Origin of the sequence: Anaerococcus sp. HMSC068A02 (assembly GCF_001811125.1) — a bacterium.
GTDB classification, from domain to species: Bacteria; Bacillota; Clostridia; order Tissierellales; family Peptoniphilaceae; genus Anaerococcus; species Anaerococcus vaginalis_C.
This window is the reverse complement of the sequence record NZ_KV803745.1, coordinates 1-314: the sequence shown is the minus strand read 5'-3', so window position 1 is coordinate 314 and position 314 is coordinate 1. Positions and strand designations below refer to the sequence as shown.

The following is a 314-nucleotide window of genomic DNA, read 5'->3' as shown; positions in this document are numbered from 1 at the left end:
ATTTTTGCAGATGGTTCAAAGCAAACTGCTACATTTAAAGGAACATTTGAAAAGGCGGTTTCAGACGCTTATGCATATGCAGATATATTAAAAGAAACAAATGGCGACTATACAGTAGATGTTGAAGACAAAGGATATACTCTTAACTTTAAGTTTGCAGGAAAAGAAAAACCAGCAGAACCAAAAGAAGAAACAATAAAAGTAAACTTAATTTTTGCAAATGGTTCAATTCAAAATGCAACATTTAAAGGAACATTTGAAGAAGCAACAGCACAAGCTTACAGATATGCTGATTTATTAAAAGAAGAAAATGG

General features: G+C 31.5%; 1 protein-coding gene. It reads left to right on the top strand.

Annotation, left to right across the window (positions count from 1 at the left end; all coding sequences use genetic code 11):
• On the top strand, positions 1–314 hold a 314-nt coding region (locus tag HMPREF2782_RS03455; RefSeq protein WP_148130023.1), incomplete at both ends, for a hypothetical protein.